Here is a 25697-nt window from a genome sequence, read left to right as displayed (position 1 = left end):
AGATGTTTAAACGCAAAGGATCGCAGAGGTTAGCGCGGAGTAACGCAGAGTATTTACTAAGTAAACTTAGAATATTAATAGAATGGTTAAATGAGAGTATCTGCGGCAAAGTTTCGCAAGTTATCTTGTCGCCATTTAGCGTCTAGTTTACGATTTGTCTGTATTTCTAAGACTCTAATACCTTGAGTTGGAAGTGGGTTTAATTTTTGTTGTAACAGTTGCCAAGAAGTAATTAACTCATGCTGGACAGCATAGGTAGCGCATAACTGAGCGAAATCAATATCCTGTGGCGTGCCGAAAAATTCTTCAAAGGGTGGGTCGAATTTGGCGATGGGTAACATTTCAAAAATTCCCCCACCATTGTTATTAATTAAGATAATTGTCAGATGTCCAACAAACTTATTTCTAATTAAAAAACCGTTGGTGTCATGTAATAAAGCTAAATCTCCTGTGAGCATGACACTACTTTGATGACGGTGGGAAATTCCTAAAGCGGTGGATAATGTGCCGTCAATACCGTTTGCACCTCGGTTAAAATGCGATCGCACTCCTAAATTATTCGGTTTCCAGAAAAATTCCACATCTCGCACAGGCATACTATTAGAAATAAATAAAGGCGTTCCTGGCGGTAATGCCTGAGAAATTAACCAAGCAGCCTTACATTCAACCAAATCCTCCATTTTACTGAAAGTATCATCAACATTTACCCTAACCTTACTTTCAGCATCACACCACAACCGCAAATAATCAGGAAGATAATTTACTCCCCCCTCTCCCCCTACTCCCACATTTTCCACCCTCATCCTCAAATGCGCCGTCCTCCCATGCAGAGGGTCGAGGTTTTCGTAACTGGGATCAATTACCCATCGTCTAGGTTGGTGATCATTTATCCAATTACGTAATTCTTTACTGGTTGGCATATCACCTACCTGAATTACCATGTCGGGTGCTAACTGTTTCGCTAATTCTTGATTGCGTAAAATCAGGTCGTAGGTGGAAATTAAATAGGGGTTGAGGTCAGCATAATTTCTGAGCGGGGAAAGTCCCTCGGCTAAGACAGGCCATTTGAGAGTTAGGGAAAGTTTAGCGATCGCTCTACAATATTCCTGTGGTTGCTGTGGTTGAGCGACACCAGCAATAATTACTCCTCGTTGAGATTGTGACCATTCTGAAGGGATGGGGAGTTGGGAGTTGGGAGTTGGGAGTTGGGTTGGAGTTATTGCTGCAAAAAATTCTTCTGGATGGAATTGTGATAGTAAATGGCTTAAGTCTGTGCCGTCGGGAATAGGCGCTAGGGGGTCACGAAAGGGGATATTTAGGTGTACTGGCCCTTGTGTTGGTGCTTGCGTTCTGTGCCAAGTATGAATTAAGGTTTGGCGCAGATACGCTAGCATTTCTATTTCTGGTACGGGTAATGCTAACTCTGCTTGCCAGTTTGGATAATTTCCGTAGAGTTTTACCTGATCTATAGTTTGTCCAGAGTGACATTCTCTTAACTCTGGGGGTCTATCTGTAGTTAATAATAATAGTGGTACGCGGCTTTCTTTTGCTTCAATAACGGCTGGATAAAAGTTTGCTCCCGCAGTTCCAGATGTGCAAACAACAGCCACAGGACGACCAGTAGCTTTGGCTACTCCTAAAGCAAAAAAGGCTGCTGAACGTTCATCAAGTATAGAAATAGCTTCAATATCAGGTGCTTGTTGGGCAAAGGCGACTGCTAAGGGTGTAGAACGAGAACCAGGACAAATTACCGCACAAGTCAATCCTAAACGCTTTAGTGTTTCCGTGAAGACATAAGCCCAAAGTTGATTGATATTTTTAAAAGAGTCATTAGTCATTAGTCATTAGTCATTAGTCATTAGTCCATAGTTATTCTCTCCTACACTTATGCCCATACCCATCAAACTGATCATATTTTGATTAATGGCTGTTTACTTATTTCCTTGCTACCTTAATCAAACTACCGATCGCCTCAATTAACGCATCAGGATCTACAGGTTTGGATATGTGCAGGTGAAAACCAGACGCTAATGCTTGTTGTTGATTGATTTCGCCAGCGTAGGCGGTTAGGGCGATCGCGGGTATATCTCCACCCTCTTGTGGCGATCGCTCTCTTATTTGACGTATGAGCATATAACCATCGACATCTGGCATACCAATGTCGCTGACTAGAACATCTGGTAGGGATTGAGATAATGCTTCTAATGCTTCTTGTGCAGATGATACGGCTGTAACTTCTACTTCGTAATCTTCCAAAATAAAGCTAACTAAGTCGCGGATATCTGGTTCATCATCTACTATCAAAACTCGCACACCAGACAGGTTTAGAGGTTGAGAGTTATTTGATCCGGGAGTTTGCTCCTCATGGTTCATTGTTTCGTTTTTGAGTGAAAGCGGTAAATTAACGGTAAAGGTAGCCCCCAAACCTTCGCCAGCACTTTGAGCTACCACTGTCCCACCGTGCAGTTCTACAACTTGACGCACAATTGCTAACCCTAAACCTAAGCCACCAAATTTGCGGGTAGTGGTTCCATCAGCCTGACGGAAGTAATCGAACACATAAGGGAGAAACTCTAGTGTAATTCCTTTACCTGTATCAATGACTTGAATCTGTGCTTGCTGATTAAATTCTTTGAGGTGGATTTCTACTTTACCACCTGTGGGTGTAAACTTCACTGCATTAGAAAGCAAATTCCAGACTACTTGTTGTAGGCGATTGGCATCACCCATCAGTTGACCCACATGAGGGTCGAATACAGTCTGAATTTTAATATTTTTTGCTTCTGCTGCTAGTCGCACGGTGTCAATTGCGGCTTCAATTACCATTGGTAAACTCACAGGAGAAACATTCAGGCTTAATTTCCCTTGCAGGATACGCGAGACATCTAATAAATCTTCAATTAATTGAGTTTGTAATCTAGCGTTACGTTCAATAGTTTCTAAAGCGCGGTCAGTTGTAGCAGCATCAAACTGACGCGATCGCAGTAATTTTGACCAGCCTAAAATCGGGTTAAGTGGGGTACGTAGTTCATGGGAGAGAACCGCCAAAAACTCATCTTTAATGCGGTTGGCGATTTCGGCTTCTTTACGTGCTATTCTTTCGGCACACAGTAAGCGATCGCGTTGCTGTTCTACTAATTTACGTTCGCTAATATCGAGTACAAAGGCTACTCCTTGGTCATCACAGTCGTTGAGCAAGGCTATTCCCAATACAATAGACACTCGCCTACCATTGCGGTGGATATATTGCTTTTCGTAAATTCGAGAAATACCGTTGGCTTTAACTTCAGCGATCGCGCGATCGTCTAACTGATGATACTCTGGGGGAGTAAGTTCTAACCAATTGATTTTACCTAAGCGGTCAAACTCCTCACGAGTATAACCAACTGTTTGTAAATAGGCATCGTTGGCATCGGTGATGAAACCATTGATGTTCCAAAAAGCTACGCCAATTAAGTTAGACTCAAACAAACGGCGAAATCTGCTTTCACTATCACGGATAGATTGTTCAGCATGTTTGTGTTTGGTAATATCTCGTGAGACTGTAATTACACCCTCAATTTCCTGATTAACGTTGCGTAAAGGTGTGAGGATATATTCATAATAATGAATGCCATCTGCTGCTACATATGCACATTCATCTCTAATCGGTTTCCCGCCTGCCATCACGGCTAGAAATTGACCATTTACCTTATCTATCAAATCTGGGGGTAAATCAAGTTCTTGTACAGTCTTACCAATCATCTGCTGTGGATGAAGACCTAATACAGACGCACCACCATGACTCACATATTGATAGCGGCCTGTACGATTGAGAATATAAATGTGGTCTACAGATGTAGCGAGGATGGCATTGAGGACATTTGCTTGTTCTTGAACTTGGCTTGCTAATTGTCGAGTATTTTCTTCTAAATGTTTGCTTTGGGTAATATCCATGCAAACCCCTATCATCCGCACAGGCTGTCCTTGGTCGCCATAGAAAAATTTACCCTTGGCTGCAATCCAATGTGCGCTTTTGTCTGGCCAAACAACCCGAAATTCATCGTAATATTCAGTTTTATTTTCTAAGCAAGCATTAATTACTTGAGTGACTGATTCCTTATCTTCGGGATGAATACAGGATAAAAACGTTTCATAAGTGCCATTAAAGCTACCAGGCACAAGACCAAATAATAATTCATGGTTTTCTGACCAAACAACTTTTTTAGTCAAAATATTCCAATCCCAAAAACCCAAATGGGCTGCATTCAAAGCCAGCCTCAAGCGTTCTTCACTTTCTCCTAACGCTGCATCAATCTGTTGTCTTTGAAAAATTTCTTGCTGGAGTCGCTTTAAGGTAATTGATATATCTAATTGCTGATTTGTTTCTATCTCAGTGTTGACGGGAACATCAGCTATCTGTGCCTTTGCTAGTTTTGCCTCTAAGTCTCCTATTTGCTGCTCAAGTTCGACTTGTCTGTGCTGATAATATCTTTCCATGCGCTCTAACTCGGCTACACGCTGCCGTAGAGCTGTTACTTCATCAGCAAGTTTATAGTTAACTTGATCGACGTTTAGCATTGGGCAAACAACTCGCAATTGAGAGTATATAACTTGTAGTATGCACTCCCTGAAATCTGATTGAGTATGGATTTTTTCAATTCACAAAGCAATCTCTCTTAAGATATAGAGAAGTTAACTCTTAGAAATATACCTAAAGGTGAGTATTCACTATTGTCATCCAGCTTTAGATAGGGGGATAGGTGACAAGATAGTTATTCAGCTTGCTTCCTAAAGGATAGGGGATGAGGGGGATGAGGGAGAAGTTAGACTTGTTCTCTCCTATCTCCCCCCACTTTTATTATGCTCCTACTGCTTCTTTTGCAGCATATAGCACTTCGGCGGAGATGTCTTTGAAACCGCGATCGCGGGCAAATTTCTCGGTATTTCTCTTCACTTTTCCGCGCACAAAACCAGGAATTTTGTTTAATTCTGCTAGACCATCTTTTGTCCAGTTTAGGTCAGATTCAGCCGAAATTCCTTTGGTAATTACTTCTTTGGTATCGTGTCCACCAAATATTTCTAATAAGTGGTCTTCCATCCCCAAGGTGAAGGAGTTATAAATTAAATCTGTAATTTGATTTGTCCCTTCATAACCTAAGAATGGTTTGTAACCGATGGGGAAGTTTTGGACATGGATGGGTGCAGCAATTACACCACAGGGAATATCTAAACGTTTGCCAACGTGGCGTTCCATTTGCGTACCGAAGATGGCGGAGGGTTCAACACGGGCGATCGCATCACCAATTGCGCCATGATCATCGGTAATTAGGACTTCATCACAATAGTCTTGCACCTGTTCACGGAACCATTCTGCATCATATTTGCAATAAGTTCCTGCCCACACAACATGAATCCCCATTTCGCGGGAAAGGATTTTGGTTAGGGCTGCTGCGTGGGTGTTGTCGCCAAAGACTACGGCTTTTTTACCTGTGAGGTTTTGACAGTCGATGGAACGGGAAAACCAAGCAGCCTGTGATACATACAGGGTTTGCTCGTTGATGTATTCTTCGTAATTTACATCAGCACCTTGAGCGTTAATTACTTCCTGAATTTTACGGATACATCTAGCAGTTTCTACTACACCCATAGGGGCAATATCTATGCAAGGTGTCCCAAATTCTGCTTCTAAGTAATTAGCCGTCATTAAACCCAATTCCCGATAAGGAGCGAGGTTAAACCAAGCCTTGGGTAAATTTTTCAATTCGTGGACAGACGCGCCTTCAGGAATGACGGCGTTAACCTCAATTCCCAAATCAGCCATGAGGCGTTTGAGTTCGGTGCAGTCGTGGTTGTTGTGGAAACCGAGAGTGGAAATACCAATGATGTTAACTGATGGTTTTTCGGTTTTGCTTGTGGGGAGTTCGCCTTTTTTCCGGGCTTTCTCGATGTAGAATTGCACAATTTGGTGGAGCGTGCGATCGCCTGCTTGCAGTTCATTCGCCCGATAATGGTTTACATCCGCCAGTATCACATCCCCTTTAGCTTCCAACTGGGCGCGTTCTACAAAGTTGTGTAAGTCTTCTTGCAGAATACTAGAGGTACAGGTGGGAGTTAAAACTATTAAATCTGGATGTTCCTCAGCATCTTTACGGGTGATATTATCAACTACCTTTTCTTGTGAACCACGGGATAAAACATGGCGGTCAACAACGCTGGTGGTGACAGGTGTAAAGTCACGCTCCCGCGATAACATTGAGCGCATGACGTTAAAGTAATCATCGCCCAAAGGCGCGTGCATGATAGCATGGACGTTTTTAAATGAAGTAGCGACTCGCAAAGTGCCAATATGGGCTGGGCCTGCATACATCCAGTAAGCCAATTTCATTATGTTTTACTCCCTTGTTAAGTTAAATAACGAGCTATGGGGAACTATAAATACTTGATGAGTTGATGCTGATTGTCCCAAAACTTGCAACTGCCATGAAGTGGGGTGTTTGGGGTGTTTAGGTGTGGCGCTTCGCTCAAAACTACTTCCTGATTATGATTCAGCTTGTAAGAGAAACAATTTAATACTTGGTAAATTACATGAATCTTAAAGTTCAGCAAATTTTGTTATCAATTGCTTTGGGTATTAATTACTATTTTTAAGTTAGTTTGGAAAAACTATTTAATACATTAAGCAGTCATGAAATTATCAGATTTATCGGCAGAAACTCTAGCAAAAATTAAGTTAGTCAAGTGGGATAGGATTATTGAGAAACATGAAGGCCCAGAAAGATGGGAATCGGTTCTCAGATATATGGAGCCAGAATTTATAGAAGTAGACGGGTACTCAATACTATTGCCTGTAGATAAGTCAAATCATCCCCATATAAGTATATTGCGCTCAATTTGGAGTGTTGATCATAACTCAGTTACGCTGTTTCTTTCCGATACTACCTATGAGGATGATCCATTTTTCGCTGGATTTATGGCAGTATGCGATCGCCTCAAAGATGAGGAATTTTTCTTAGCAATTTTGTATCATGAATGGTTCATCATTGAAAGAGCCGAAGTCTTTGAATAATGAACTTTTTTTAAGTTAGCTTGACTAATGCAAGATGGATCAAGCTGAATAGGGTTCACTTTGATATTTTTTTCAAAATGTAAAAATCTTCAGGCAGATTAAGAGAGAAGATAAATTAGATACTGTTATTTATAAATGGCTTTGAGTAGTTTTGATGAGTAGTCAAACAGCACGTTCCTACGCTTACCTATCAATTGTCGCAGCAATCGTGACTATTGGCTTAAAATTTGGGGCTTATCTGCTAACGGGGTCGGTAGGTTTGCTTTCTGATGCAATTGAATCATGTGTAAATCTTGTGGCGGCAATTGTGGCACTTTGGGCATTAACCTATGCTGCCAAACCAGCCGATGCAGAGCATACTTTTGGACATTCTAAAGCAGAATATTTTTCCAGTGGGGCTGAAGGGGGGTTAATTGTAGTCGCAGCAATTAGTATTGCCGTAGAAGCTTGGGGACGTTTACAGCATCCCGAACCACTGACTCAACTGGGGTTAGGTCTAGTATTATCAGTAGTGGCGACAGCCGTTAACGGTGCAGTGGCTTATGTTCTACTCAAAGCAGGAAGACGCTTACGTTCTATTACCTTACGGGCAGATGCTCACCATTTATTAACTGATGTTTGGACTTCTGGCGGCGTAATTCTAGGAATTTTTCTTGTGAAGGTAACTGGTTGGTTAATACTTGACCCAGTTATTGCTTTGTTGGTGGCAGTAAATATTGTTTGGGCTGGATTTAAGCTGTTGAAAGAAACCTTTTTTGGACTCCTGGATACGTCTTTACCACAAGAAGAAATGGAGATAATTCGGAGAATACTAGATGAATATGCTGACCAAGGCATCCAGTTTCACGCCTTGCGTACTCGGCTTGCAGGTACACGGCGTTTTATCTCCTTTCACGTTTTAGTCCCAGGCGCTTGGACAGTATTGCAAGGACATGATTTGTGTGAAGCTATTGAGTTAAAAATCATTCACGCCTTACATGGAAGTAATGTTACTACTCACCTCGAACCTTTAGAAGACCCCGCATCCTGGAATGATTTGGAACTAGAACGCAGTAGTAATAAATAGTATTAGCCGACAGCGTTCCTACGAGGATGATGACTCATCATATATTAAAAGTTGGTTTTTTCATAGAAGATTTGTTTTATTTTTTCTGCGGCAGTGATATACAAAGCCATAATTCCTGCCAAAGCTAGCATGAATGTAATTGGCAGTGGTTGAAATCCAAATAATGCTGCTACAGGAGTAAAGGGCAATAATAATGTCACAATCACAATGGCAATTGTAGCGATTGACAAATACTTGCCTGGTTTACTTTGGAAAAGCGGTTGGCGAGTGCGGATGACTAAGACAATCATCGAAGCGGAAATAACAGACTCCATAAACCAGCCTGTACGAAACTGGTCAGGTGTGGCATGTAAAACGAATATTAATATAGCAAAGGTAAGATAATCAAATATGGAACTGAGTGTGCCAAAAACTAACATAAAATTGCGGATAAAGTTGATATCCCAACGATGAGGTTTATCAACCATTTCCCGGTCTACTCTATCTGTAGCAATGGTCATTTCGGGAAAGTCGGTCATTAAATTGGTGAGAAGAATTTGCTTTGGTAATAGAGGTAAAAATGGTAAGAGTAATGAAGCTCCTGCCATGCTGAACATATTGCCAAAATTGGCGCTAGTTGCCATAAATACATACTTGAGTGTGTTAGCAAAGGTGGTGCGTCCTTCTTTAATTCCTTGCAGTAGCACATCTAAATCTTGCTCTAGCAAAACAATATCAGCTGCATCTTTGGCGACATCAACCGCGCTATTAACAGAAATACCCACATCGGCTGCATGGAGAGCGGAAGCATCATTAATTCCATCTCCCATATAACCGACTACATTACCAGCTTTCTTTAACGCCAGAATAATATCTTCTTTCTGGTTAGGCTCAACTTCTGCAAACACGTCTATTAAATTTACTTGGTGCATCAACGCTTCATCGCTGATTTGATGCAAATCTGCTCCTGTGAGAATTTTAGGTTGGGATAGTCCGATTTGTTGACTTAAACTAGCGGCAACGGCATGACTATCACCTGTAATAATTTTTAGAGAGACTCCTGTTTGTTTGAGTTCGGTAACGGTGTGAATAATGCCGGGTTTGGGTGGGTCAAAAAAGACTAAACAACCCAAAAAGGTCATATTATTTTCATCTTGTTTACTGAGTGTGGTAGTATCCAAATTACGGTAAGCAACGCCTAAAACTCGAAACCCTTGTTGTCCTAAACCTTCAAAATACTGCTGGATTTGCGGCTGTAGACTATCTATGTCGATAATTGTCTGCTCGCCAGTTTCTACAAAAGAGCAAATGTTGAGAATACTTTGTAATGCTCCCTTAGAAATCATCATTTGAGTATCATCTTTACGGACTAAAATACTCAAACGCTTGCGGATAAAATCGTAGGGAACTTCATCTAGCTTTTCATAAGCTGAAATATCGAAGGTACAAGCACCACGAATAGCTTGATCAATTGGGTTAACAAATCCGGTTTCAAAACTGGCGTTAAGATAAGCTAAAAAAAGTAAGCGATCGCTCTGTTTACCCTCATAATCCACAGCAGAGTGAATTTTAACCACTCCTTCAGTCAGCGTACCCGTCTTATCAGAACACAGCACATTCATACTGCCGAAGTTCTCAATTGCTGCTAGTCGCTTAACAATTACGCTTTTACCTGCCATTTGTTTTGCGCCGTGAGCTAAGTTAATACTGATAATTGCAGGTAATAGTTGGGGTGTCAGTCCTACAGCTAGTGCTAGAGAAAAAAGAAACGAGTCTAAAACTGGACGCTTGAGTAAAACATTCCCAGCAAAAATACCAAGGACTAACAGCAATGTGACTTCCATTAAGAAGTAGCCAAATTTGCGGACTCCTTGTTCAAATTCTGTTTCTGGGGGTCGAAATTTTAGTCGTTCTGATACCTTACCAAATTCTGTTGCCTTACCTGTAGCCACTACTAAAGCCTTCACTGTCCCACTAACTACATATGTCCCCATAAATAAGACATTTGTGCGCTGACTTAAGGATGTTTGCAGTGGTACTAAACCCTCTACTTTAGCGACTGGGTAAGTTTCACCAGTTAAAGCGGCTTCATTGATAAATAAATTTTTCGAGTCAAGAATTATGCAGTCTCCAGGGATATTATCCCCTGCTGATAAACACACCACATCCCCAGGTACAATATCTTCTGCGGAAACTTCTTGACTTTTCCCATCTCGCAGAACATTAGTCTTAATTTGCACAATTAAAAGCAATTTCTCAATTGCATCTGCTGCACCTCTTTCCTGCCAAAAACCCAGCAACCCGCTTATCAAAACAATGGCAAAGATGATAAACGCATCTGTTCTATCATTCAGAAAAATAGAAAGAATTGCTGCGGAGATGAGGATAAGAATAATTGGACTTTGAAATTGCGCTAATAATAAAGTTAATGTATCTGATTTCTTTTTGGGCTTGAGGCGATTTGCACCGTATTTTTCTAGACGTTGTTTTGCTGTTGCAGTGGTTAAACCTTGAGGTGTAGTTTGAAATTGCTGGAGTAGTTCTGCTACTGGAATGTTCCAAAAAGGTTTTTGTTGGTTCACAGATGGTTTGCAACAAGGAAGATTACAGCTTGAGCTTAAACTACAAAGTTGAGGAATTTGTGATAGTGGGGAGTTGAGAATGGAAATAACCTGATGACTGACAACTGACCAATTCAAACTAACCCAGAACGCAAGGCAACAACAGCAGCCTGTACTCGGTCATCAACTGCTAACTTATTCATAATGCCTCGAACGTGGGTTTTAACTGTATTGGGACTAAGATAAAGTTTTTCAGCTATTTCTGGGTTACTCAATCCTTCTACCATGAGTTTTAATACTTCTAACTCGCGTCCTGATAAATTTGCGGTGTTTCCCTTAGCTGTTGGGGGTTTGAGATTTTCAATCACTTGACGCGCAATTTGGGGATCGAGATAAGCTGCACCATCAACAGCAGAGGCGATCGCATTCAATAATCTATCAACACTCGCACCTTTGATACAATAAGCATCTGCGCCACTAGAAAGTGCAGCAATAATTTCTGTTTCTGTTTTGTGTGATGTCAACATCACCACATGAGTTTCTGGTAATGCAGCTTTGATTTGTTGTGTGGCTGCAATACCATCAAGTCGCGGTAAGCCAATATCCATCACCACCAAATCAGGTTTAAGTTTGAGTGCAGCTTGTACACCCAAATAACCATCTTCCGCTTGTCCCACAATTTCAAGTTGAGGATGCGCCATCAACGACTGTTCCAACCCCAGTTGCATCATCGGATCATCTTCTACAATCAAAACTCGCAACCGAGCAGTATCATTAGGTAGATTTAAACGATAGCTAATATTTGGTGACATTGTGTTATTGAGTCAACGGTCAACGGTCAACAGTTAACAGTCAACAGTTCTTAATTTAATAACTAAAGACTAAAGACTAATGACTAATGACCAAATTTATTCTTCCACCCGATAGCCTAACTCTGCTAATCTGATGCGGGAGTGTCGCCACTTTGGTTGGACTTTGACAAATAATTCTAAGTAGACTTTACCAGAAATTAGCTTTTGAATTTGTTCACGGGCGGTGCTACCAATTGATTTGAGCATTGAGCCACCTTTACCGATGAGGATACCTTTTTGGGAATCACGCTCAACGTGAATTGTCGCCAGGACGCGGGTAATGCTTGGTGTTTCTTCTACTAAGTCTATAGCGATCGCCACTGAATGGGGTACTTCTTCACGAGTAAGTAGCAAAATCTGCTCACGAATTAATTCCCCCATAATAAACCTTTCTGGCTGGTCTGTTACCAAATCTGGGGGATAGTAGTACGGCCCGTTATCTACATGTTCTATTAATACTTGCTGTAATTGAGGTAATTCTGCACCAGTCTTAGCGGAGAATTTGACTATCGGCCATTGATAAGTACCTGCTAACTGCTGGTAGCTATCATCTATAGGTTGAAAATTTGCGGGTTGTTGGTCTACTTTGTTGATACCCAATATGACGGGGGTTTGGCTGCGGGTGAGTAAATCAGCAATAAAGCGATCGCCAGCACCACAAGCTACGCTACCATCAACGACAAACAGCACTACATCTACAGATTCGATAGCGATTTTCGCATTTTGTACCAGCACTTCACCTAATTGATGATGGGGTTTGTGAATCCCTGGTGTATCAACGAAAATTAATTGCGCCTCTGGTGTAGTAACAATTCCTCTTAAACGATTGCGTGTTGTTTGAGCTACTGGTGATGTAATAGCAATTTTTTGACCTACTAATTGATTCATCAAAGTAGATTTACCAACATTAGGACGGCCAATAATGCCAATAAAACCAGACTTAAATTCAGGTGGAGCTTGGGGGATTGATACTTCGCCCGAAAAAGGAGAGATGTAATTATCAATACTAGCCACTGTTAGTTCCGCCGTCATATTTTCTAGCTGGGATAAGTTAATTTTTTCGTCAGACACATAACCCACATAAATTCACCCTGGATTTCGGGGGAACTGTCTTGTTTCAGTTTAATCTACTACTAAATACATTTTGCTCTAATCTCAAGAAAATTAGATATGAATACATAATATAAATAATAATTATCTTTCTTTAAGGGGATTGAGATAATGCAGCTTCTATGCTTCTTTGTTGATGAGATTTAAGTAAAATTTTTTTAGATATATTATAAAACTTTTTAATATATTTAATTTATGGCTATGTCAAATCATTTAATTGTGTGGTTATAGATGAGCATGGATTGATAAAGGTGTGATGCAAATCAAATATTTAGGCTTGAGTTAGTAAATAATTCCTAAAACAAACTCACCTTGATTTACAGCTTGGTTAGTGGAAACATCATACACTAATCCAGTGTCAGCCGCAAAAACATCAATAACAGTAGGTAGATGATTTTCTTTATTAAAACTAAGGATTTGATATAGTCTTTCCCCTACTTTTACTTGCGAACCTAATTTTACTCTAGATTGAATCATTCCACCTGCGATCGCATAATATTTTGTCCTATTCCGACTTTGAACAAAATACATTTGGTGAGATTGGCTTTCTGATAAAGGTAAACTATCAACTTGTAAAACTCCTTTCTCAGCTAAATAATTTTTTATCCCTTGAACACCTTTACTAACCGAATCAGGATTCATTTGCATTCCTGCACCTAATTCTAAAGTCCAAGCTTCTATATCAAATTTAATTTCTTTACCCAGTTGTGCAAAACAATCTTCTAATGCCAACCAAGGTTTAATGAATGCTTCATCAAAAGCATCACCATCATATTTATTTAATAAAATTCCAAATTCTAGTAAGAAATACCTCGCGCTTCCTTCTCGATGACGGAAGTAATAAATATAGTCTAAACCTTGATTATTAGAACTGTGAATATCAATCAAATAATCTGCATTTAAACTGAGTGATTGTAGTTGATGGCGAAATCTTTCAGTATAAGGTACACTAGCAGCAGAGTTAATTTGTGTCAAATTCCTAGTAAACTTTTTTTGAATCAGATGCAAATAATTTTGGCGAATTTCCTCTAAGCTCGAATCAACTTGAGACTTGGCAAAACCCAATAAATCATCAGTTTCCTTTTCGTAATCCCAAAATATCCGATTCCAATCCTTAGACTCATAAGGACAATATCGTCCTGGAGAAAAATGTTGAGCGCGTTCATTAGTTCCCATCGGATTACATACAGGAACTAGCCAGATTTCCCCAATCAAATCAGTGTCATTGATTGATACCAAATACTCAATTAATTGATGAATAACAGCATTACCAACAATTTCTGCACCGTGGAGATTTGATTGTATATAAACCTTTTTTCCAGGTTGAGCGCCGATGAATTTGTAGATTTGTAAATTTAAGCGATCGCCCGAAGCCATCTGCCGCAAAAATATAGTTTCAATGTGAGGAAACATAACAATAAAATCTAGTTCTTAACTAATGACTAATTCAAGTTCCAGGTAAATTACGTAAATTCTTGTCTAAATGCGTGTGATCTCCTAAAGTTTTTAAAAGAGGGCTGTGTGCAGTAAACTACACATGACTCACAAAACCAACTAGACAGTTTAAACGATAACGAAAGCGTCCGACATCAATTTCCAGCAAACTACACAGAATAATTATATCTGAATCTAGACTCATATAATCGACCAATAAGCTGATAAATAAAAAGTTTAAGAGTTAAGAAATAAATAATTTCAGAAAAAATACTGCAAACAATAATTAATTCATTACTTTAAAGGACATTTTAAAAGTTTTTTTGTAAAAAGTAATTTTATGATTAAAGTGTATATACCAAGATTTTTGATTAATTGAGTAAAAGTTTTCAGAAAACTCATATAAGTATCCTAGATTTCATAACTTGCGGTTATCTGGTTCTAAGAAATAAATTTGGATAGGTTTTGCCTATCACTAAGTTGTATATTATTGAGAACAGTTTCAATGAATCAGCAATCCACTTCAAATATTCTTGCTATCGCCGTCAGCCTGATGGGCATTTGTTTTGTAACTACACCTGCCTCAGCTCAATTAAAATCAACAAAAGGACTGCTTACAACTTCTTCTCCTTCACTTAAATCAACTACCAACAACACTGGTTCTCTGCTAACTTCAACTACAAGCAATACCAATCCTCTGTCAATACCAACTACTAGTAGTGCTATTTCTTCAGTAACACCTACTACCAGCAATGTTTTGAGTTCTTTAGGAAATGTCCAACCTACCGTTTCCCAGATCCAACAGACAACCAACTCTACTATTGGTAGCGCTACAACTTCCCAAATAAATACACTGGTGACACAGCCAGTTCAATCTACACTACCAGTTTCCCAGATCCAACAGATAACCAACTCTACTAGTGGTATCGCTACAACTTCCCAAACAAATACACTGGTGACACAGCCAGTTCAATCTACACTACCAATACTGAATAACACTACACAAATAGTTCAAAATATGACTGATGCTACAGCAGTCGTTAAACTAACAAATGATGTTACTGCTCAACTCCAAGAAACAACTAGCACCGCCGTTGGCTCAATAGCAGGTGCTTCTACTGATTCTCAGACAAATGCAACGGTGATAAATCCAACTCAAGCTCAACTACCCTCTTTAAGTAACCCCACAGAACTTATTCAAAAAACGGGTCAAGTTACGCTGGGGGTAGAAATTAATCAAAACGGTGTTAAAGTCAATGCAGGAGCCGACTTAAAGGCAGCATTGGCAAATTTGGCTAAAGTTGATATCTGTTTAGATGCTAGTGCTTCTTTAGGTAGTATTGATGACGGTAGTCTAGCTGATTGTTCTCAATTAGAAAACTTAAAAACCGTTCCTGAACCTACAAACATTGCCGCTTTAGGCATTATCAGCACTTACATACTTTTCCTGAAGGGTAAGTTGTCCAAGTCAGGAAAAGTATCTGTATCTTAAAGCAGACTTGTTGGGTGTTGTGCAAAGTCGAGTGAATGCGATCGCTAAGATGGTAAATAGATTTACTCGCCTTTCATCCAACACCATGACGACCACAGCAGTCAATCCTTATTTAGATGGGAACTTTGCACCTGTCCGTAAAGAAATTACTACTGATACCTTAAAAGTTATTGGAGAACTACCACCCGACTTATCGGGGATGTTTGTCCGCAACGGCCCCAACCCCCAATGGACACCCATTGGTAAGTATCACTGGTTTGATGGTGATGGGATGTTACATGGTGTCAGACTCCAGAATGGTAAAGCTACTTATTGCAATCGCTACGTCAGCACCAAAGGATGGCAAATTGAAAATGAAGCAGGTAAGGCTGTCTGGTCTGGATTTTTGGAACCACCACAAGCAGACCTACCCAGTAAGAATACTGCTAACACTGCTCTAATTTGGCACGCCGGACAACTACTAGCACTATGGGAAGGCGGCGCACCCCACGCCATTCAGGTTCCTGAGTTAGCAACTATTGGTGAGTACACATATAATGGCAAGCTGAGTTCTGCTTTTACCGCTCATCCTAAAGTAGATCCGGTAACTGGAGAAATGATGTTTTTCGGCTACTCATTTGCACCACCTTATCTGCATTACAGCGTAGTTTCCGCAGTCGGGGAACTCCTGCGGACAGTACCGATAGAATTGCCTGTAGGTGTGATAATGCACGACTTCGCTATCACCGAAAACTACACTATTTTCATGGATTTACCCTTAACTTTTAGTGTAGAACGAATGAAACGGGGAGAACCCATGCTGATGTTTGAGCGCGATCGCTCCAGTCGCTTCGGTATAGTACCCCGTCATGGTGATAATAGTCAGATTCGTTGGTTTGAAGCTCCCTCCTGCTACGTCTTCCATACCTTCAACGCTTATGAAGACAAAGACGAAGTAGTGCTTATTGCCTGTCGCATGAGTTCCACTACTATTCTAGGATCTAAAGATACTGACTCTGATGCAGACATCCCTCGCTTACATCGCTGGCGCTTTAACCTCAACACAGGAAAAGTACATGAGGAAATGCTAGATGATGTCGCCGCCGAATTTCCCCGCGTAAATGAGAACCTTTTGGGTAGAAAAACCCAATATGGCTATGCTGGTAAGGCAGCAAAAAGTCTTTTACCTTTGTTTGATGGGGTTATTAAATGCGATTTCAACAATGGTAAATCTCAAACCCATGAATACGGTAGGGAACGTTACGGTGGTGAACCTGTCTTCGTACCCCGTCCTCATACAACAGCAGAAGATGACGGCTGGTTACTCACTTACGTTCATGACACGGCTGAAGATACTTCTGAATTAGTTGTAGTCAACGCCCAAGATGTCAATAATGAACCTGTAGCGCGGGTTTTAATTCCCCAGCGAGTACCCTACGGTTTTCATAGTACATGGGTTTCTGAAGAACAGTTAAACTTTGGTAGGATTTGATCACCTAGAGAGAGATAAACGAGAAAAATTCTCTATCTTAAATTAATATCATGTCCGCTTAAACACTTATCTTATTTTGAGGGTTGGTAATTGGTAATGGTAACAAACAATTACTGATTACCTATTACCCATTACCAATTAAATCAACCATATTATAAGTAATTAGCCAGGAGGATTTTAAATTAGCATTACTCTTCACGATAAGCAAGCCGGAGGCTTTGTACAAGAATAATTAAGGATGCGATCGCCATCAATCCACCCCAAAACCAGTAAGGTAATAACAAATATCTTTGTATCTGGGCTGTATCAGACAATCCTAAAGGGCCAGCCGTATAACTAAATAAATAATCTAATTGATGATAGGTACTGACACAGGCTTGTACACCCAAAAATTGAATAGCGATTCCCTGCATCCATCGAGGAGCTTTCAGAGAGATTCCCAAGATAAATAAACCCAATAGGGGAATTGCCACCAGTCCAAACCAGGAACGTACCCAAATTAATGTAGAAAGTAGTAAAAAACTTCCTAAGATTTTGAGACTGAGGGAGGCGGTTGTAAAACTACGGGAAGCTAAAATCAAAGCCGCACCAGCAAGTGGTGGCCCCATCGGCCCGGCTGCGGCGACTAAACCAGGGCCAATGGGGCCTAGTAATGTTCTGATGGCATAAGTTGCTCTACCGGAACCATTACTAAAAATCTCTAATTTCTGAAATTCACCACCCAAAAGCAAAGCCATTAAGCCGTGACCCATTTCATGAAACCAAGTAGCAAGGATAGTAAAGGGGTATAAAATATAATCTCCACCTGGAATCTGCCATAGTAAGGCTGTAGCGATCGCAGCTCCTACTAACCAAGTTAGTCCCATACGCTCTACTTCTGGAGGGGCTTCTCGGTGAAGTAAGGTTTCAAAATCTTTCCCTGGCTGACTCATATTAATTTGTAGTTCGTAATTCGTAATTATTACTATTGTGTACTTATATCAAGAAATAAGGGTGTAAGGTGTGAAACGTCTATTACCTTACACCCCTATACTCTAAGCGAGTTTAAACAGAAATGTTACCAAATCTCCCTTACCTAAACTGATGCGATCGCCTGGTCTGAGGCGGTGTCTATTGCCCGGTAATAGGGGCAAATTGTTAATGTAAGTACCGTTGGAACTTCCCACATCTTCTATGTAGTGTGCATCGCCTTCAAGGCGAATATCAGCATGTATCCGTGAAACAATCTCGGAATTGGAAAAGCCGGAAACATCGATATCTGGAGGAATGCGATCATTGGGCTTGCCAATATGAATCACAGACAGGCTGGGGGGTAATTCTATTTCGCGATCGCTTTGAACGTGAACTAACCGTGCTGTAATTTGCTGTAGCTGTGTTCTAGCAGGAGATGGAGGTGGGGCTACAGGTGCAGGTTCCGGTGCAGGTAGTGGCGGAGGTTCTACTGCTTGCATCGGCGCAGGTTCAGGTTCAGGTGGTGTTACAGGTTCAGGTGGAGGAGTCGGAATACTTAGTGGAGGTGCTACAAGTTGAGCTTCAACAACTGGTGGTGGTGCAGGGGTAATTTCTACTACTGCTGGGGGTGTTTGTGATGCGGCCACTACTGTTGGTGGTAAGGGTGAGGGCGTAGGTGGACTTTGGTTAGCAACAGGATCAATACCTAACGCATTGGGTTGTAGTAACTCTAAAAGTGGATCGGGAGCAACTAGAGGTGGTACTTCTACTGGAACATCAGGGGCGACTGTAGCGACAGTAGCAGCAGGTGCGGCGGTTGAGTGTAGGTTAAAGCCACACTGACCACAGAAAGCAGCATCAGATTGTACAGTAGCGCCACAGTTAGGACAGTTGCTAGTAGCTGGTAACGGCGTGTAACAAGCTTCACATTGGACAGCGCCATCTGGGTTAGGGTGATTGCAATTTGGGCAGACGATCATTGATTTAAGCCTTTGTTCAAGAGCATCCTAAAATATAGTGCTAACAAGAAAACTAACTTTAGCAGGACTTATACCAGTTCAAAATTCCCAAATCCAGATTTAACCAGAGTTTTTGAGTTTGGTTCTGAATAATGAATTTTGGAGTTGGTCTTGTGCAACGAAAGTTTTCGTTTTTTGAGGTGTAGGGGAGCCAGTTGCGGGGTGAGGCAGTTCCTCCTGGGGTTTCCCCCAGGAGGAACTGCCGAAAGGGTTTCCCGACTTGAGCAAACTGGCGTGTGTTAAGGGATATTAAATACCTACACCACTACACCCTGACATTTCCTACCCAAAACTGCGATTTTCCATTCTCATCGCTAAGTCTTGCTTGGGTGAGAAACCCAAAGGTTAGGTTTGTCTTCATGAAAAATGCAGCAAGGAGGTGACTCTAGCTTCCGATTTTAACAATTACTCGTGATGGGAAAATCAAGCTGAGAGTTCCGCACCTGCGGCTGCATCTAATAACCAGTACAGTTCACTCTGAGGCTTAATTAATCGGCATGGATAAGCTAAGTCATCTGCACTGTCTGCAAAGACTTGTGCTAGGGCTGGCCGCTTGTTAGCACCCGCAACTAAAAAAATTACGCTCTTGGCGGCGTTAATGAACGGATATGTGAAGGTTATACGGGGATTACCGTCTTTATTACCCACAGTAATTAAGCGATCGCGTACTTGTAAAGCTTCTGTGTGGGGAAATAAAGATGCAGTATGAGCATCATCACCCATTCCTAACAACACTACATCTAAAGCAGGAAACTCTCCGGGTTTAGAGCTAAAAAATGTTTGTAGGTGCTGTTCATATTTAGCAGCCGACACAGCCGGATCATTATCTAAGGTAGGGACAGCGTGAATATTTGTAGTGGGAATATTCACCTGGTCTAGCCATGCAAGACGCGCCATCCGTTCATTACTATCAGGATGATCTGGGGGAACATATCGTTCATCGCCCCAGAAAACGTGGATTTTATCCCAAGGTAATTTTTGGGTAGCAATCGCTTCATACAACGGCTTAGGTGTGCTACCACCAGCTAAGGCAAGAGTGAATTGCCCTTGTTGTTTAATAGCATTATCTAACTTGGTCAAGATCAAATCGAGCGATCGCGCAATTAACGCCGTTTGATCCGCTAGGATTTCAACCGTTTTTTTCATGGCTTTATCATTACATTGCCTGCTTCCAGCAATACCATACCTAACTTCTGACAAACCACCTTTTTAACTTTTGAAACTCTTAACATCAGCAATAGGGTGGTTATAGTTCAACATGGTTTATCCTTATCATTTTCTGTAGTGAAATGTCAGTAGTCAGTTGTACTAACTAAGGGTTTCATCGTCATAAGATTCGCCTGCTTTAACAGTACCTAGCCAAACAAAAAAGCGCCCTCAGTAATTAATTGAGAGCGCCTTTTGTTAAAAAAAGAACCTGGCACCGAGCGATTGTGGCGGGAGGCAACCCTCCAACTATCGTAGCCGTAGCAGCGTTTCACAACTGAGTTCGGGATGGGATCAGAGTGGTGCCACTGCACCATAGGCACCAGGAAAACTTAGTGGGTACAAAACCCTGAAGACTGCCAGAAACGCGATATTTGCCAATGATGATGAGGTCAAGCCCTCGGTCTGTTAGGACTCCTCAGCTACATACATTACTGCACTTCCACTTAGAGCCTATCAACGGGTGTTCTGCCCGTGACCTTACCTACTTAATGTAGTGAGAGCACTCATCTTGAGGTGGGCTTCCCACTTAGATGCTTTCAGCGGTTATCCGCTCCGCACATGGCTACCCAGCGTTTACTGTTGGTACAATAACTGGTACACCAGCGGTGCGTCCTTCCCGGTCCTCTCGTACTAAGGAAGGCTCCTCTCAATGCTCTTACGCCTGCACCGGATATGGACCGAACTGTCTCACGACGTTCTGAACCCAGCTCACGTACCGCTTTAATGGGCGAACAGCCCAACCCTTGGGACGTACTTCCGCCCCAGGTTGCGATGAGCCGACATCGAGGTGCCAAACCTCCCCGTCGATGTGGACTCTTGGGGGAGATCAGCCTGTTATCCCTAGAGTAACTTTTATCCGTTGAGCGACGGCCATTCCACTCTGCGCCGTCGGATCACTAAGGCCTACTTTCGTACCTGCTCGACTTGTCGGTCTTGCAGTCAAGCTCCCTTTATGCCTTTACACTCGCCGCACGGTTTCCAAGCGTGCTGAGGGAACCTTTGCGCGCCTCCGTTACCTTTTAGGAGGCGACCGCCCCAGTCAAACTGCCCACCTGAAACTGTCCTTTTTCCAGATAATGGAAATAAGTTAGAATCCTAGCTTCGCCAGAGTGGTATCTCACCGTTAGCTCCACAGTCCCCACAAGGACTGCTTCAACGCTTCCCACCTATCCTGCGCAAGCGAAGCCCGGACACAATTCCAGGCTACAGTAAAGCTTCATAGGGTCTTTCTGTCCAGGTGCAGGCAGTCCGTATCTTCACAGACATTCCTATTTCGCCGAGTCTCTCTCTGAGACACCATCCAGATCGTTACGCCTTTCGTGCGGGTCGGAACTTACCCGACAAGGAATTTCGCTACCTTAGGACCGTTATAGTTACGGCCGCCGTTCACCGGGGCTTCGGTCGTCAGCTTCATGTTGCCACTGACCAACTTCCTTAACCTTCCGGCACTGGGCAGGCGTCAGCCCCCATACTTCCTCTTACGAGTTTGCGGAGACCTGTGTTTTTGGTAAACAGTCGCCTGGATCTCTTCACTGCGACCCACGTCTGAGGTGGGCACCCCTTCTTCCGAAGTTACGGGGCCATTTTGCCGAGTTCCTTAGAGAGAGTTATCTCGCGCCCCTTGGTATTCTCAACCTCCCTACCTGTGTCGGTTTCGGGTACGGGTAACATACGTTCATCACATTACTAGCTTTTCTTGACACTATCCTTGGCCACGCGGAGTTCGTAAACTCCTCCCAAACCAATCAGGGTATGGCTATCTTTCATGCGTCCCTAATAATGCTCCCGTATACTAGTCAGGGATTGTTGACCCTGTGTCCATCGACTACGCCTTTCGGCCTCGCCTTAGGTCCCGACTAACCCAGAGTGGACGAACCTGGCTCTGGAACCCTTAGGGTTTCGGGGCATTGGATTCTCACCAATGTTTGCGCTACTCAAGCCGACATTCTCACTTCCGTCTCGTCCACAGCTGCTCGCCGCTACTGCTTCTACCTACTACGGAACGCTCCCCTACCGATTAATGTTTAGTTAATCCCACAGCTTCGGTACATCGCTTAGCCCCGTTCATTTTCGGCGCAAGACCGCTTGACTAGTGAGCTATTACGCACTCTTTCAAGGGTGGCTGCTTCTAGGCAAACCTCCTAGTTGTCTGTGCAGTCTCACCTCCTTTATCACTTAGCGATGATTTGGGGACCTTAGCTGGTGGTCTGGGCTGTTTCCCTCTTGACGATGAAGCTTATCCCCCACCGTCTCACTGGCAATGTGTACATCGGGTATTCTGAGTTTGTCTCGATTTGGTACCGGTCTCCCAGCCCGCACCGAAACAGTGCTTTACCCCCCGACTATAATCATTACCGCTGCGCCTCAACACATTTCGGGGAGAACCAGCTAGCTCCTGGTTCGATTGGCATTTCACCCCTAACCACAACTCATCCGCCGATTTTTCAACATCGGTCGGTTCGGACCTCCACTTGGTGTTACCCAAGCTTCATCCTGGCCATGGTTAGATCACCAGGGTTCGGGTCTATAAACACTGATTATCGCCCTTTTCAGACTCGGTTTCCCTTTGGCTGCGACATTCTCGTCTTAACCTACCAGTGCCTATAAGTCGCCGGCTCATTCTTCAACAGGCACGCGGTCATCCGTTTAATCGGACTCCCACTGCTTGTAAGCTAATGGTTTCATGTTCTATTTCACTCCCCTTGCGGGGTTCTTTTCACCTTTCCCTCGCGGTACTGGTTCACTATCGGTCACACAGTAGTATTTAGCCTTACGAGATGGTCCTCGCTGATTCACATGGGATTCCTCGTGCCCCATGCTACTCGGGATGCAGCTACTATCCTTGAATTTTCGACTACAAGACTTTCACTTTCTCTGGTGCAGTATTTAGCTGCTTCGTCTAATCGCTGGATTCGATATTGCTGTCCCACTACCCCAAAAGGTAAACCCTTTGGTTTAGGCTCTTCCCCTTTCGCTCACCACTACTTGGGGAATCTCTATTGATTTCTTTTCCTCCAGCTACTAAGATGTTTCAGTTCGCTGGGTTGGCTCATACCTGTCTATATATTCAACAGGCTGTACATAGGGTTGCCCCATTCGGACACCTCCGGCTCAATGTTTGCTTCCAACTCCCCGGAGTATTTCGTCGGTAACCACGTCCTTCTTCGCCTCTGTGTGCCTAGGTATCCACCATTAGCCCTTATTAGCTTGACCACAATACATTGGTTTCCACCTGCATCCACTCAACACCCATTGGATGTCTGTGTCTGCCTGCTTATAAATCGCGTTTCTATGCAGTTTTCAAGGTTCTGGCTAGGCATTCACCCAGCAGTCTAACGAGTTTCTCTCTATTAGTTGCTGACTTTTTCCTAATTCTTTTTTTGTTAGCTTCTCGCTTCAGGTGGAGGTTAGCGGACTCGAACCGCTGACATCCTGCTTGCAAAGCAGGCGCTCTACCAACTGAGCTAAACCCCCATCATGAATTTTGGATCTTGGATTTGCGATTTTAGATTTAAAAATACAATCTAAAATCCAAAATTTAAAATCTAAAATTCTTCAGGTGGGCCATCCTGGACTCGAACCAGGGACCTCACCCTTATCAGGGGTGCGCTCTAACCACCTGAGCTAATAGCCCATATCGAACCAAATCATAGTTTGAAAGCTTCAACAATATCTACGACCGACCTAGAGTAGACCATCTCACTTCCTATTTGCTTTGTGCTTTCGGTCACTGAGTTGGGTAGGTCTCCCTAAAAAGGAGGTGATCCAGCCACACCTTCCGGTACGGCTACCTTGTTACGACTTCACCCCAGTCACCAGCACTGCCTTAGGCATCCTCCTCTCCGAAAAGTTGGAGTAATGACTTCGGGCGTTGCCAGCTTCCATGGTGTGACGGGCGGTGTGTACAAGGCCCGGGAACGAATTCACTGCAGTATGCTGACCTGCAATTACTAGCGATTCCTCCTTCACGCAGGCGAGTTGCAGCCTGCGATCTGAACTGAGCTACGGTTTACGGGATTTGCTTGACATCGCTGTTTAGCTGCCCTCTGTCCGTAGCATTGTAGTACGTGTGTAGCCCAAGACGTAAGGGGCATGCTGACTTGACGTCATCCCCACCTTCCTCCGGTTTGTCACCGGCAGTCTCTCTAGAGTGCCCAACTTAATGCTGGCAACTAAAAACGAGGGTTGCGCTCGTTGCGGGACTTAACCCAACATCTCACGACACGAGCTGACGACAGCCATGCACCACCTGTGTTCGCGCTCCCTAAGGCACCTCTTCCTTTCAGAAAAGTTCGCGACATGTCAAGTCTTGGTAAGGTTCTTCGCGTTGCATCGAATTAAACCACATACTCCACCGCTTGTGCGGGCCCCCGTCAATTCCTTTGAGTTTCACACTTGCGTGCGTACTCCCCAGGCGGGATACTTAACGCGTTGGCTCCGGCACGGCTCGGGTCGATACAAGCCACGCCTAGTATCCATCGTTTACGGCTAGGACTACTGGGGTATCTAATCCCATTCGCTCCCCTAGCTTTCGTCCCTCAGTGTCAGTACAGGTCTAGCAGAACGCTTTCGCCACCGGTGTTCTTCCTGATCTCTACGCATTTCACCGCTACACCAGGAATTCCTTCTACCCCGACCGTACTCTAGCTATGTAGTTTCCACTGCCTTGATGAGGTTAAGCCTCATTCTTTGACAGCAGACTTACATTGCCACCTGCGGACCCTTTACGCCCAATCATTCCGGATAACGCTTGCATCCTCCGTATTACCGCGGCTGCTGGCACGGAGTTAGCCGATGCTTATTCCTCAGGTACCTTCATTTTTTTATTCCCTGAGAAAAGAGGTTTACAACCCAAGAGCCTTCCTCCCTCACGCGGTATTGCTCCGTCAGGCTTTCGCCCATTGCGGAAAATTCCCCACTGCTGCCTCCCGTAGGAGTCTGGGCCGTGTCTCAGTCCCAGTGTGGCTGATCATCCTCTCAGACCAGCTACTGATCGTCGCCTTGGTGCGCTCTTACCACACCAACTAGCTAATCAGACGCGAGCTCATCTCCAGGCAATAAATCTTTCACCTCTCGGCACATCCGGTATTAGCAGTCGTTTCCAACTGTTGTCCCCGACCTGGAGCCAGATTCTCACGCGTTACTCACCCGTCCGCCACTATCTCCGAAGAGACCGTTCGACTTGCATGTGTTAAGCATACCGCCAGCGTTCATCCTGAGCCAGGATCAAACTCTCCGTTTTGAAGATTTTGTTTTTAGCTCATTGGCTGCTCTTTTTACACCTCAGCCTGGTGTTTTTTATTTTCTTGACGCAGGCTATTGTTGTATACTAGCTTTCAAACTATAATATTTTCAAGGTTCGGTTCCCTTGGAAGCGTCGCTCTTTCGCGTCCGCCTCTCAGGCACTTATCCAATATAACCAAGCTATAAGAGAGTGTCAACTGTTTTGGCAAAAATTTTTCGCCTTTTTTTGTAATTTCTCTACAAGGCTTATAGGGTAAAGGTT

Annotated in this window: 14 protein-coding genes, 2 tRNA genes, 3 rRNA genes and 1 pseudogene; 4 read left to right on the top strand and 16 right to left on the bottom strand. The window is 43.0% G+C overall.

What is annotated here, in order from left to right; genetic code table 11:
- Nucleotides 1–86 precede the first annotated feature (86 nt).
- The 3 genes from menD to bchB all read right to left on the bottom strand — a co-directional run bounded on the left by menD (nt 87) and on the right by bchB (nt 6367).
- The gene (gene menD / locus NSMS1_RS17450; RefSeq protein WP_224085995.1) at nt 87–1838 is read right to left on the bottom strand and encodes a 2-succinyl-5-enolpyruvyl-6-hydroxy-3-cyclohexene-1-carboxylic-acid synthase; all 1752 of its coding nucleotides are present in this window, start codon (nt 1836–1838) and stop codon (nt 87–89) included.
- Between the two features lie 97 nt (nt 1839–1935).
- Complete coding sequence (locus NSMS1_RS17445; RefSeq protein ID WP_224085994.1) at nt 1936–4560, bottom strand: PAS domain S-box protein; 2625 nt, start codon at nt 4558–4560, stop codon at nt 1936–1938.
- A 280-nt stretch (nt 4561–4840) separates the two neighbouring features.
- Nucleotides 4841–6367: a ferredoxin:protochlorophyllide reductase (ATP-dependent) subunit B gene (gene bchB / locus NSMS1_RS17440; RefSeq protein ID WP_224085993.1), complete on the bottom strand. Its 1527-nt coding sequence runs from the start codon at nt 6365–6367 to the stop codon at nt 4841–4843.
- A gap of 300 nt (nt 6368–6667) precedes the next feature.
- Here bchB and NSMS1_RS17435 point away from each other — a divergent pair, with 300 nt between their 5' ends.
- Together NSMS1_RS17435 and NSMS1_RS17430 are read left to right on the top strand one after the other, a co-directional pair.
- Entirely contained in the window at nt 6668–7048 is a 381-nt protein-coding gene (locus NSMS1_RS17435) for a hypothetical protein (RefSeq protein WP_224085992.1), read from the top strand.
- A gap of 154 nt (nt 7049–7202) precedes the next feature.
- On the top strand, nt 7203–8114 hold the full coding sequence (locus tag NSMS1_RS17430; protein WP_224085991.1) for a cation diffusion facilitator family transporter: 912 nt from the start codon (nt 7203–7205) through the stop codon (nt 8112–8114).
- 44 nt (nt 8115–8158) lie between these two features.
- Here the strand turns inward: NSMS1_RS17430 and mgtA are convergent, their stop codons facing one another.
- The 5 genes and pseudogenes from mgtA to NSMS1_RS17405 all read right to left on the bottom strand — a co-directional run.
- Nucleotides 8159–10675 (bottom strand): magnesium-translocating P-type ATPase, encoded by a 2517-nt coding sequence (mgtA, locus tag NSMS1_RS17425; RefSeq protein WP_224085989.1) that lies wholly within the window; start codon nt 10673–10675, stop codon nt 8159–8161.
- A 113-nt stretch (nt 10676–10788) separates the two neighbouring features.
- Entirely contained in the window at nt 10789–11466 is a 678-nt protein-coding gene (locus tag NSMS1_RS17420; protein WP_224085987.1) for a response regulator, read from the bottom strand.
- Between the two features lie 96 nt (nt 11467–11562).
- Complete coding sequence (era, locus tag NSMS1_RS17415) at nt 11563–12537, bottom strand: GTPase Era (RefSeq protein WP_224095262.1); 975 nt, start codon at nt 12535–12537, stop codon at nt 11563–11565.
- Between the two features lie 360 nt (nt 12538–12897).
- Nucleotides 12898–14028: a succinylglutamate desuccinylase/aspartoacylase family protein gene (locus tag NSMS1_RS17410; protein ID WP_224085985.1), complete on the bottom strand. Its 1131-nt coding sequence runs from the start codon at nt 14026–14028 to the stop codon at nt 12898–12900.
- A gap of 34 nt (nt 14029–14062) precedes the next feature.
- A pseudogene (locus NSMS1_RS17405) lies at nt 14063–14233 on the bottom strand (histidine phosphatase family protein); the annotation flags it as partial.
- Nucleotides 14234–14554: 321 nt separating this feature from the next.
- Between NSMS1_RS17405 and NSMS1_RS17400 the strand changes: the two are divergent.
- Complete coding sequence (locus tag NSMS1_RS17400) at nt 14555–15541, top strand: hypothetical protein (RefSeq protein WP_224085983.1); 987 nt, start codon at nt 14555–14557, stop codon at nt 15539–15541.
- Nucleotides 15542–15626: 85 nt separating this feature from the next.
- Complete coding sequence (locus NSMS1_RS17395; RefSeq protein WP_224095261.1) at nt 15627–17012, top strand: carotenoid oxygenase family protein; 1386 nt, start codon at nt 15627–15629, stop codon at nt 17010–17012.
- A gap of 188 nt (nt 17013–17200) precedes the next feature.
- On the opposite strand, the gene NSMS1_RS17390 is transcribed toward NSMS1_RS17395, so the two are convergent.
- The 8 genes from NSMS1_RS17390 to NSMS1_RS17355 form a co-directional block, all read right to left on the bottom strand.
- The gene (locus NSMS1_RS17390; RefSeq protein ID WP_224085981.1) at nt 17201–17944 is read right to left on the bottom strand and encodes a M50 family metallopeptidase; all 744 of its coding nucleotides are present in this window, start codon (nt 17942–17944) and stop codon (nt 17201–17203) included.
- A 102-nt stretch (nt 17945–18046) separates the two neighbouring features.
- Nucleotides 18047–18943 carry an FHA domain-containing protein gene (locus NSMS1_RS17385; RefSeq protein WP_224085979.1) on the bottom strand — a complete coding sequence of 299 codons (897 nt, stop codon included), beginning with the start codon at nt 18941–18943 and terminating at the stop codon, nt 18047–18049.
- Between the two features lie 462 nt (nt 18944–19405).
- Complete coding sequence (pgl, locus tag NSMS1_RS17380) at nt 19406–20128, bottom strand: 6-phosphogluconolactonase (RefSeq protein WP_224085977.1); 723 nt, start codon at nt 20126–20128, stop codon at nt 19406–19408.
- A 269-nt stretch (nt 20129–20397) separates the two neighbouring features.
- Nucleotides 20398–20515 (bottom strand): 5S ribosomal RNA (rrf, locus tag NSMS1_RS17375).
- Between the two features lie 61 nt (nt 20516–20576).
- Nucleotides 20577–23404 (bottom strand): 23S ribosomal RNA (locus NSMS1_RS17370).
- Between the two features lie 188 nt (nt 23405–23592).
- Nucleotides 23593–23665 (bottom strand) — tRNA-Ala (locus NSMS1_RS17365).
- 86 nt (nt 23666–23751) lie between these two features.
- Nucleotides 23752–23825 (bottom strand) — tRNA-Ile (locus NSMS1_RS17360).
- Nucleotides 23826–23944: 119 nt separating this feature from the next.
- Nucleotides 23945–25433, bottom strand: a 16S ribosomal RNA gene (locus tag NSMS1_RS17355).
- Together the 16S, 23S and 5S rRNA genes with 2 tRNA genes alongside form the textbook arrangement of a ribosomal RNA operon.
- Between the last annotated feature and the right edge of the window lie 264 nt (nt 25434–25697).

Origin of the sequence: Nostoc sp. MS1, assembly GCF_019976755.1 — a bacterium.
In the GTDB taxonomy this organism is placed as follows: domain Bacteria; phylum Cyanobacteriota; class Cyanobacteriia; order Cyanobacteriales; family Nostocaceae; genus Trichormus.
The sequence above is the reverse complement of the archived record's forward strand: the minus strand, read 5'-3'. Positions and strand labels throughout refer to the sequence as shown.

Bases quoted from the DNA above. Each gene is read 5' to 3' on its own strand.
- NSMS1_RS17435 (WP_224085992.1), top strand. From the start codon at position 6,668: ATGAAATTATCAGATTTATCGGCAGAAACTCTAGCAAAAATTAAGTTA.
- NSMS1_RS17445 (WP_224085994.1), bottom strand. From the start codon at position 4,560: ATGCTAAACGTCGATCAAGTTAACTATAAACTTGCTGATGAAGTAACA.
- NSMS1_RS17420 (WP_224085987.1), bottom strand. From the start codon at position 11,466: ATGTCACCAAATATTAGCTATCGTTTAAATCTACCTAATGATACTGCT.
- NSMS1_RS17430 (WP_224085991.1), top strand. From the start codon at position 7,203: ATGAGTAGTCAAACAGCACGTTCCTACGCTTACCTATCAATTGTCGCA.
- NSMS1_RS17400 (WP_224085983.1), top strand. From the start codon at position 14,555: ATGAATCAGCAATCCACTTCAAATATTCTTGCTATCGCCGTCAGCCTG.
- NSMS1_RS17410 (WP_224085985.1), bottom strand. From the start codon at position 14,028: ATGTTTCCTCACATTGAAACTATATTTTTGCGGCAGATGGCTTCGGGC.
- NSMS1_RS17395 (WP_224095261.1), top strand. From the start codon at position 15,627: ATGACGACCACAGCAGTCAATCCTTATTTAGATGGGAACTTTGCACCT.
- era (WP_224095262.1), bottom strand. From the start codon at position 12,537: ATGACGGCGGAACTAACAGTGGCTAGTATTGATAATTACATCTCTCCT.
- menD (WP_224085995.1), bottom strand. From the start codon at position 1,838: ATGACTAATGACTCTTTTAAAAATATCAATCAACTTTGGGCTTATGTC.
- NSMS1_RS17390 (WP_224085981.1), bottom strand. From the start codon at position 17,944: ATGAGTCAGCCAGGGAAAGATTTTGAAACCTTACTTCACCGAGAAGCC.
- NSMS1_RS17385 (WP_224085979.1), bottom strand. From the start codon at position 18,943: ATGATCGTCTGCCCAAATTGCAATCACCCTAACCCAGATGGCGCTGTC.
- bchB (WP_224085993.1), bottom strand. From the start codon at position 6,367: ATGAAATTGGCTTACTGGATGTATGCAGGCCCAGCCCATATTGGCACT.
- pgl (WP_224085977.1), bottom strand. From the start codon at position 20,128: ATGAAAAAAACGGTTGAAATCCTAGCGGATCAAACGGCGTTAATTGCG.